The following is a 9,817-nucleotide window of genomic DNA, read 5'->3' as shown; positions in this document are numbered from 1 at the left end:
ATGTTTTTAGGTATAGTTAGTCCATTAGATGATATTCATCTCTCTTTAATTCCGGATCAATCACTAAATGACAATGATTTTATTACCGAATTGGAAGAGGCACTTTTAAAACAAACTGTTCTATCAACTAAGGGGTTAACAGAGAGACAAGTTAAATATCGTCCTCTAATTATGGATAGAAACGTTTGTATAATTAATTTAATAGTAAACTACGGTTTGTCTTTGCAAGAGCTTGTATCGCTTAATATGAGCCATATACAGTTTGCTAGGAACACTTTAATTGTTCCAGGAGAAAACGGAGTTACTAGATCCATCTTCTTAACAGCTGAAGATACACAACAGCTTTACAAATATTATTCGACTATCCCTGAACCTGTAAGACCTCGACAGCACACAGATAATCCCCTATTTGTGGCATTTGATTTTAATCGAGGTACATATCGATGGGTTTACGAAAATGATGCACCAAAGGCTTTGTCTGAGGTTGCTATACAAAAGATGATTCGACTGGAAGTGAAACGAGCAGAATTAGGTAGACGTATTTCTGCACAACAGATGAGGAATACGTTTATTCTTCGTCTAATTAAGCAAGGAATAAATGAAGATGAATTGGTAAATAAAATAGGTTTTAAAACAAAAATATCTTTAAAAAGATACTATCAATACTTGACGTTATCTAAAAAAACTCGATGAAAAAAACGTAACTCCTATTTCACCGAAAAAGACTTTTGAACTGTACAAAGTTCATCATTTGTTAATTGTTTCTTATTTTCGTTAGATGAATAAATTTGATAATGTACGTCATTTTCATTCCAGTATATATAATGTGATTCATTTTTTTGATGATTAAATGCTTGACGAGTTTTATCAAATGTATTGATCTTTTGTAAAGATTTTTGTGGGAAAACATCCTTTCCTCTTGTTATTTCAACAATTAAGTTTTGATTGTCTTCACTTGAATAAACAACGGTAACATGTTCTGCATTCTCATTTGTAACTGTTATTGAATCTACTTCGAAAGGTAATTTAGTAGGATAGGATATTGGAAATGGGAGTTCTTTTGGTGTAGTGGCCATGACCTCTTGTGATATCGGGTACCAATTTACATCTTTTACAGAACAACCTGTAAGCATGGTGATAAAAAACAAAATGACAAACCAAAGTCTTTTCATTCCGTTCCCTCCTTTTTTATAACGTATGTAGCTTTTTTACATACATTCTGAAAAAGAATGGAAGAAAACTCAAAAAAATGCCCAAGATAACTTCAGTCGAAATTACCAAGAGCATTCACTACATATTTAGTTGAATTGAGCGGTCAAATATTTCAACTTTAAATAGAATTATGTTTTTCACTTCTTGTTTTTGACCGTAGTAAGTCTTTAATATTCATGGTTCCTGAGATTAACAAACCACCAATTACTAAAATTGCACCAAACAGATGGTATATTGTAATACTTTCTTTAAGTATTAACCAAGCTAGTAAATAACCAAAAATCGGTGTTAAGAATAGATAGTTGTTTGCTTTTATTGGATCTTTTTTTAATAAATAAAACCATAGTAACATGGATACTATCGAAGTCATAACAACCTGCCAAAATAGACCAATAGCAAAATTCATGTCTAAATTAATATATGGATTTGTATCTAATAAGAAACTTAAAGGAACTGCAAATAAACTACCAAAGATGATTTGCCAAGTATTAATGACTAGACGATCAATCTTCATATCGTATTTTGTGAAACATACACTCCCAATTCCCATAGACAACATGCCAATTGCAAGAATAATGATGCCTGATACAGTGGCTTGCGTATCCTTTAAATACGGATATACGGCAATAAATAAGCCAAACGCGGCAATACACATACCAGCCCATTCTTGTTTTGTTACTTTTCTACTTAAGAACATAGAAGACAACAAAGCAACAACAAATGGGTTTACTGTGATAAATAAGTTAAATAAACTAGATGATACCAACTTTAGTGACAAGAAACAGCAACCTACATACAAAGTGGTATTCAATATACCTAGTACAACTAACTGTTTCCACTCTACTCCTTTAGGCCATCTGTTAGATTTGATAAAATATGTAAAGATAAACATGATAAGACCGGCACTAATTAACCTTGTTGTTGCAAACATTAAAGGGGATGAAGATAAAAGACCAATTTTTGTGGCGATAGCACCTGATGCCCATAAAATACTAAACAATATACCGATTAAAATCTCCATATGAACCATTTTCCTTTCCTACATTACAAATAGTAAAACAACCGATTTTATTAAAATAAAATCGGTTGTTTATGTAAAGAACTTACTTTACTTGTTCTAAAATCAAACAGTAACTTCTTCTTTCCAGTTATCCATACTGAAGCGCTCACCTAAATTACGATGTTCAATAATATACTCACGTAAATGTTTTGCTTTCTGAATAATTGCCTGATCACCGCTTCTTTCTGCAATTTGATCTAGCCAATCATAGCATTTTGCAACAGGGATATCTTTTTCAAAATGAATTTTCGATAAGAAGAATACAACATCTCTAAAATTAATTCTTGAAATTACTTTAGAAAGTGAAGTAATTAACTCCTCTTCAAATGTTTCATCTAATTTATCTCGTTGAACAATAAATCTTTCTAAATCACGATTATATGTCTTTTTATCTTTGAAGATATCAGATGGATCAAAATCACAATCAAATACATAGTCCAAGCAAAGGAAAACGCGGCTATCCTTAGAGAAATTAGCGGCTGCATGTCCAATTGCTGCATCAAGGAACCAAATTTCGCCTTTTCTGATACGGAATACTGCTTCTTCATCTGAATGGAAGGCCTTTTCATTATCTTCTAAAGCTAAGAAGACACGGAAACGTTGCTTTGTACTATGAGAGAATTCAACGAAATCTCTATGTGGGATAACCATTGCATCCACTAAATTACGTGTACGAACCATTTTTAAATTATCAAAAGTGAAGTATTCTTCAAGAAGTGAGTTAATGTAAGGTAACTGCTTACCATACTCTGTTTGTTGTGCTGCATGATCAAAATCACGATACATTGTATCATTTTTATCATTTGAAGCATTCCATAAAGAGTTGTTCATCCAATAACCCGAACTGAATTCATCATACTCTTCTGGAATAACTGGAAAATTCGCTATAGTAGCTAAATCTTTCTTTAATAATTCCTCGTTTAAGTTTAATTTACCAATGATATAAGATGCCATATTAACTATTCTCCCCTTTAATTATAATGTGAACATTACTAAATCGCAATATAAGTGACGAAATAATCTGATTATGTATTCTTTTCAGAATCTAGACCAAAAGATTATTTGCATAGACTAATAATCTATATAGTATTTTTGAAAAATAACATAACCTATTGGGTACTGAACATTCTTAATTTTTTTGAGATATTCCTGAAATCAAATATATACAATTCATATTGAGAAGCATGATCACAATACCTACATTTTATATTTTTGTCTGTTTCACAAATATGCGGTACATTTAGATTTTTAATCACTTTTAATACATGTTCTTTGCAAACAAACAAAAGATCACCTTATTTCCATAAAATGATAATTATTTTTTGTAGTTTTTATTTTACCTAGTAAAAGATATTTTAAAACAATTCCTGGTTCGCGCGAATTTACAGAAAATTGAATATTGAAACTACAGATTGATTATAGGGAAAAAATAACAACAGGTCTATATGCTCTTTGTTGAAAATTCTGAATATAAAGAATTAAATTAACATTAAATTTCTATAGAATGCTATAGTGGTGCGGTTTCGCAAGAAAAAACTGAAAATTTTGTAAAAAATTGAGAAATGTTTGTATTATTTATATAACTAATTATTTGATGTAATAATCTAATTTTCCATCTTAGTGTGGCTTTAAAATAGTGTTTGATCAAAATTACCTTTCAAACTCGTATTTTACGTTAAATAAAAGGAATCTGTTTTGAAAAAAGATTGATTAAAACGGATTCTTCTCTTGTGAATTAGTATAGAACTTTTATAAAAAAGTTTGATTATTTTATGTCTGTGATCTTCCACAATCGCGCCCTTTAATGGAATAACTAAAATATTTATCAAATCCTATATTCATTAGTCATACTCTAATGAAAGTCTCCTTGATCTCTTCTTCAATACAAAAGGTGTTAAATACACAGCGAACTTGATATTCGTTACGTTCGCTCTAATATACATTTCCTCTCCCTTCACAACTGCAAAGGTGGGTGATGATTTCCCATTTCAAAACCTTCAACAAGTTTTTGAAATGCTGGTATTGGAGAGTATTTTTATCCTTAAAATTGGTGATTCTTCATATTCTTTCTATTTAAATAGAAAGAATATCGGATAAAAATAAGTGCAAGTATACCGAATAATCCTCCAATCCAGCTTAAATTCACTATATTTGTATACTGAATAATGATTCCTCCTAATGCAGAACCTAGCATCATTCCAACATTCATTAAAGCGGTATTAAAACTGAGTACTGTTTCAGAAGATTGTGGTTTTAGTGAAATCAGATAAAACTGCTTTGCTGGTGTCGTTGTCCAAGTTGCTACTCCCCAACAGGCTAGTGTGACAAATACACCGACTGCCCTATACTGTGTAAATGTTAGTACAAATAAAGAAATGATATGAACACATAAACTTAATGAAATCGTTCGATTAGGTCCCCATCTGTCTACCGCATATCCTCCAAAACGTGAGCCAATAAAAGCAAAAGTGCCTAAAACAAATAAAGCGATACTTGTCATTTCTATAGAAAAACCAGCAGTATGACTTAATAATGGAGCAATGTAGGCGAACACCATCGTATATCCTAAAATCCAAAAGATCGTTGTCATTAAACCAGTAAGGACTCGTTTATCTTTCATAATTTGTAGCTGTTGTGTAAATGGCAGCGGTTGGTTTCCTTTTATTGATGGTAATAATTTGTAAAGTCCTAGTATTAAAAAAACTGTGCTAAGCGCAATAATTAAGAAAATATAGTGCCAATCAAAATGTCCAGCTAAAAATGTTCCGATAGGTACTCCAAGTACTAATGAAACAGTGAAACCTGTAATGACTGTTGCCATAGCACTACCCCTTTTTTCTGGAACTGCAATTTGCGCAGCATAATTGGTGGCAACAACAATGTATAACCCTCCACTCATCGCCATAATGACTCTAGATACCATAAGAAAGACAAAATTATAGCTAAAAAATGCAACTAGATTCCCTAGAATAAATATAGAGATAGCATATAAAAGTACCTTTTTACGATCCAATTTAGACGTTAGCATGACCAAGATCAAAGCTCCAATAGCATAAGATAAAGAATAAATCGTAATCAACTGACCAGCCGTTGAAATTGAAATATCTAATTCAAAAGAAACCAGTTCTAAAATTCCAGAAACAACAAACTCTACTGTTCCTGTTACAAAAGCTCCTAAAGCTAAAAGTATGATGATTAGTTGATTCATATTATTTTTCAATTTGTACATCTCCTTATATTTGAACTACTGTTTTTATTTTATGTTCCATGTTAACATAAGTAAAATTGATGTTTTTAATAAAGGAGATGAGTAATCACTCATGACTATTGTGCGCTACGAAATCATTGCAAAAGTGGTTGAGCTAGGAAGCTTTACAGAAACTGCTGAAACGTTAAATATGACCCAATCTGCCGTGAGTCATGCAGTTGCGAGTTTAGAATCTGAATGGGGAGTTTCTTTATTAATTCGTGATCGAAAAAAAGGAATAACACTTACAGATATAGGACAAAAAATTCTGCCGCATATTAGAGAAATATTGAAAAGAGTGGAAGTCATTAATCAAGAAATTGCGCTTATGACAAGCTTGGAAACAGGTATTATTCGTATCGGCACTTTTGCAAGTGCTTCTTCCTGCCTATTGCCTAAATTACTTGCAAAATTCCGGAAAAAGCATCCTAAAATAGAATTTAAATTTTACGAAGGAACCTATGAAGAGATTACGGAATGGTTAGGTTCAGGCATTATTGACATTGGATTTGTAGTAAAAGGAAAATCAAACCCAAATTTCGATTTGGTTCCTTTGATTAAAGACAAGATGGTAGTCGCTTATCACCCTGATCATCAATTTCATTCTAAAGAAATAGTAGAAATGAATGATTTAATGTATGAATCCTTTATTATGCCAACAGGGATGTACCAATCACATGTTGAGGAATTATTTGCAGAAGCGCAAATTAAACCATCTATTCTTTTTGAAGTACACGACTGTACAACCATCACTAATATGGTACAGGAAGGACTTGGCGTTACGATAGGTCCAGAATTATTTTTAAAGACACAGCAAAACATAAAAATCAGCAAACTAAATATTGAAAACAGCCGTGAAGTAGCACTTGCCTGTCAATCAATTGCAAATGCTTCTCCTGCGGTTAAGGAATTTCTTCATGTGGCAAAAAATAGAAATTATTAATAAAACACTAAACCACTCCCCATAGTAAGCCAATCCTATTCATGGTTTGCGACGCTTTGAACGCCCAAACCATGGCAGGACTGGCCCATTAGTTTAATAAGATATCCTACAATTCTTAAAGAATAGAAAACGAGAATACTGAGTACTAAAAAGATTTGAATGATAATTCCCACCACACTACAAATTAAACCAGAAGTAGCTAATCCACTACCACTTTGGTTTTTTTCTATAATTTCTTTTGTTGCTTTTCTAGCAACTACAACTCCTAAACCACCAAAAAAACCGATAAATGGTATTAGGATCTAAATAATACCAAGGTTTGAAGAGATTACTGAATTACTGTTTGTTTGAGCATTTTCAATCATTTAGATTTCCCCCTTTACAACCCTTTAGTTTAAGGGGAAATCTTCACAATTTTTTTGCTCCATAATTATTTTCATTAAAGTGTTACTCAAGAAAATGGCCCGTTTGTAGAACAAGAAAAAATCCTGCATATCAACACAGGATTTTTAATCAAACTCTATTATAAATAATCAGACTTTTTTCGAAAGTTACACTTAGAAGTGGCATTCTACATTCCTTTCTCTAAACTCGAATTATAGTTGCAATTTATTACAGAAAAATAAAAGCCCAATTATATATAAAATATAATTGGGCTTTTAAAAGGTACTAAAAAATATATGATTTCTTTACAATGAATTAATGACTACTTTTACGATATCTATAAATTGTCCTGACTCTAATATAAAGCCAATTGCAAGTAACCCGCAAAGTGTCTTTACGGAGAACTCGACAGCATCTACATTAGGCTTAGTTAAATTAATAAGTCCGCCTATTCCCATAAACAGTGTAATCAACCCAAGTATAAACTTTGTAAAAGGATTTACTCCAGGTATTTCATTTCCTACAAATAGCTGAAAGCAGTAGTACATGCTCCAAATAAAAAATACTATTGTTGGAATTGTGGCTAGAATTTGAATACATCTGTCTTTTAAACTAATTTCAGTCATAAGTATCCTCCTTGAATCCTATATTTATAAGTTCCTAATAGTTCTTCGGTAAATATCGTAACTATTTTTTAAAATCTGTTTCCTTCTCATTTTTTTTATCGCTTTCTTTAATTGCGTTTTCATTTTTTTTAATTAATTCATCAAAGTGTTCTTCCTTATTCTCTTCTATATACTTCATAAGTTTTTTAAATTCCATTATAATCTCCTCTTGCCTTTGTAATATAGAAAGCACCTATTGAATAGGTACTCTCTAAATATATCTATTATTTATATATCATGCTATGAGAAATGTTTCGTTAGCCATTTCTTTAAGTATTTTTGCAAAGAGGTGATTAGTCCCCTCGGATAGCAACTCCTCTGTTTCTAGCAATCGAGAGAGCCTACTTATAAACTCTGTAGTATATAGGATCTTCGTATTTTCTAATTCATCCGGATTAAATAGTTGCTCATTCTTCATAGAATGAATGAACAGCTGTACAAGCATCTTCTTATGTTGTGCTTCTGCCCTTTCATGGTACATCGTCATACCTAACCATTGACGTATAATACGTTCAGCATCTCTTGCTTCTGTTATATCAAATCTAGATACAACAAAGGTTAGTTTGTTCCATGTAAGCTTTGCAGAACCATTAGAATAATTTGAAGGAAAAAAGAAAAAACTCTGCTGCGTAACTTTCTGTCGTTCCTTCATCCAACGAAATATCTCCTGTTTCCCTAAATGAATATCAATTTCCACGAAAAACACAGGGAATGGAGACGTCGTTTTTTCCTCATTTATTGTACAATCGGGTTTGAACACCAATTCACCTAGATATGCGTGGTGTATAGGTTCCAATTCATCTCGGTATACTCTAATTCCATCCGTTTCATACCAGGCTTGCAGCACTGCCTCAATTTCTTCTTCAGAAATAAGATTTGTATTCATCTTTTGTTGTGTAAAAAGTAGATACTCTAAAAGCATTCTTCTACCTTCTACCGTAAGCCCTCCTGGTGCATAGTCTCCTTTTTCTGTGCGATCAAACATAATATAATCATATTCAACATGATTACATATGGAAAACAAGTCTGAATCCCTTTTATTTTCGTTTCTAAGGAGCGTTTGCAGGCTTCGTCTATTCATTACATTCCGATACCGAATATCGTTTCTAATCGAACGTAAGAAGCTTTTCCAGGATTGTAGATAAGCATAGTCCGTATACCCCTCACTTATTAGCTGGGTCAACATTTTATCCTCACCATTCATCATCAGGCAAGTCCAACATCCACTACGTGAATTTGCAGCTCCACAAGCATTTCCTTGCTGTTTCCCACCTGTTTTTATGCCACATTCAAACATAGCTTGTCCATACTGTATGCTCATTTCTTCCACATCCACGCCAAAAGGCAGTATCCCTCTATCTAAAAGTAACATCCATACTTCATCACCGGTTAAAAATTTAACTGGATTAAAGCAGAGGATATTTTTCATGTCATTATGACGTGAAAATAAGGAATCAGTACTTATCTCATGCCTTTGGATACTGTGTCTTCTTCGACCACTCTCCTCATTACGAACGGCCAACATAAGCACTCCATCATATTCATCAAAGCATTCTACTGCAGTAGTAGTTTGAGAAGATATTAAGATTTCTTTCATCTTTCGCTGCATCGGTTTGACCTTGAGAGAGTCAGTACACCATCTCAATCTACTGTTTCCGCTCGGTGGTAAAACGCCTCTACCTATTACCTTATACCAATATGATTCTCTCATAAGTGGTTGTACACCATGAACAACAAACGGTAGGTTTTGTTCATTTGCATTCTCCTGGATCTTTTGTAATGTCCGTGAGATATAAGCTGTCATAGCAGGTGTTTCTACTCCAACTTCGGAAGTTAAGATATGAATTGGATTTGTACGTTCCTCTAGTGGTAGCTCGGCAATTGCATCCCATAGTAACGTCAACATGGCAGAACTATCTTTCCCCCCACTGTAACCTACAAAACAACAATCGCGTGATAAATAGACTTTTTTCATTTCCTCTTTAATTTCTTTATATATATCCATCATTATATTGTTATCCCCATAGCAAAGTATCATTTCATACTACTATGGAGCATGCCTCCTCTGTTTTTAGATAGAAAAAGAGAGTCCCTATTTAATAGGCACTCTCTTTTGTGTATATCCTCTATTTTTAATCAACTGTGATTTCATGTATATTCAACTTGTTTAACTTTTCCATATAAAAGCTCATTACTTTTTGAGCATGTTGTATAGCGATTAATCCATCTTGAACAGTAAGTGCTTCAAAATACGGATAACGAATGTCTGTAGCATAACCATTTAGCTGCACGCACTGTTCTAAAAT

9 protein-coding genes and 1 pseudogene are annotated in these 9,817 nt (G+C 32.8%); 2 read left to right on the top strand and 8 right to left on the bottom strand.

Translation table 11 applies throughout. The features are described 5' to 3' along the window. Nucleotides 1-693, top strand: a 693-nt coding sequence (locus FOT98_RS21695) for a site-specific integrase (protein WP_144291143.1), incomplete at its 5' end; no start/stop codon positions are given. A 14-nt stretch (nt 694-707) separates the two neighbouring features. Here the strand turns inward: FOT98_RS21695 and FOT98_RS21690 are convergent. The 4 genes from FOT98_RS21690 to FOT98_RS21675 form a co-directional block, all read right to left on the bottom strand. Continuing rightward, nucleotides 708-1,172 (bottom strand): hypothetical protein, encoded by a 465-nt coding sequence (locus FOT98_RS21690; protein ID WP_000827038.1) that lies wholly within the window; start codon nt 1,170-1,172, stop codon nt 708-710. Nucleotides 1,173-1,330: 158 nt separating this feature from the next. Continuing rightward, on the bottom strand, nt 1,331-2,242 hold the full coding sequence (locus FOT98_RS21685) for a DMT family transporter (RefSeq protein WP_000233488.1): 912 nt from the start codon (nt 2,240-2,242) through the stop codon (nt 1,331-1,333). 93 nt (nt 2,243-2,335) lie between these two features. Next, the gene (locus FOT98_RS21680; RefSeq protein WP_000179384.1) at nt 2,336-3,226 is read right to left on the bottom strand and encodes an aspartyl/asparaginyl beta-hydroxylase domain-containing protein; all 891 of its coding nucleotides are present in this window, start codon (nt 3,224-3,226) and stop codon (nt 2,336-2,338) included. 1,087 nt (nt 3,227-4,313) lie between these two features. Continuing rightward, entirely contained in the window at nt 4,314-5,501 is a 1,188-nt protein-coding gene (locus tag FOT98_RS21675) for an MFS transporter (protein ID WP_002019938.1), read from the bottom strand. Between the two features lie 91 nt (nt 5,502-5,592). Here FOT98_RS21675 and FOT98_RS21670 point away from each other — a divergent pair, with 91 nt between their 5' ends. Beyond that, complete coding sequence (locus FOT98_RS21670) at nt 5,593-6,462, top strand: LysR family transcriptional regulator (protein WP_000158036.1); 870 nt, start codon at nt 5,593-5,595, stop codon at nt 6,460-6,462. 689 nt (nt 6,463-7,151) lie between these two features. Here FOT98_RS21670 and FOT98_RS21660 read toward each other — a convergent pair. The 4 genes and pseudogenes from FOT98_RS21660 to FOT98_RS33040 form a co-directional block, all read right to left on the bottom strand. Continuing rightward, nucleotides 7,152-7,472 carry a hypothetical protein gene (locus FOT98_RS21660; RefSeq protein ID WP_000136245.1) on the bottom strand — a complete coding sequence of 107 codons (321 nt, stop codon included), beginning with the start codon at nt 7,470-7,472 and terminating at the stop codon, nt 7,152-7,154. Between the two features lie 61 nt (nt 7,473-7,533). Beyond that, complete coding sequence (locus tag FOT98_RS33045) at nt 7,534-7,668, bottom strand: hypothetical protein (protein ID WP_000394600.1); 135 nt, start codon at nt 7,666-7,668, stop codon at nt 7,534-7,536. 78 nt (nt 7,669-7,746) lie between these two features. Beyond that, the gene (locus tag FOT98_RS21655; RefSeq protein WP_033665586.1) at nt 7,747-9,519 is read right to left on the bottom strand and encodes a phosphoadenosine phosphosulfate reductase domain-containing protein; all 1,773 of its coding nucleotides are present in this window, start codon (nt 9,517-9,519) and stop codon (nt 7,747-7,749) included. 124 nt (nt 9,520-9,643) lie between these two features. Beyond that, nucleotides 9,644-9,817, bottom strand: a pseudogene (locus tag FOT98_RS33040) (HEPN domain-containing protein); the annotation flags it as partial.

Origin of the sequence: Bacillus sp. HY001, from assembly GCF_007558965.1 — a bacterium.
Taxonomy (GTDB): domain Bacteria; phylum Bacillota; class Bacilli; order Bacillales; family Bacillaceae_G; genus Bacillus_A; species Bacillus_A mobilis.
The sequence above is the reverse complement of the archived record's forward strand: the minus strand, read 5'-3'. Positions and strand labels throughout refer to the sequence as shown.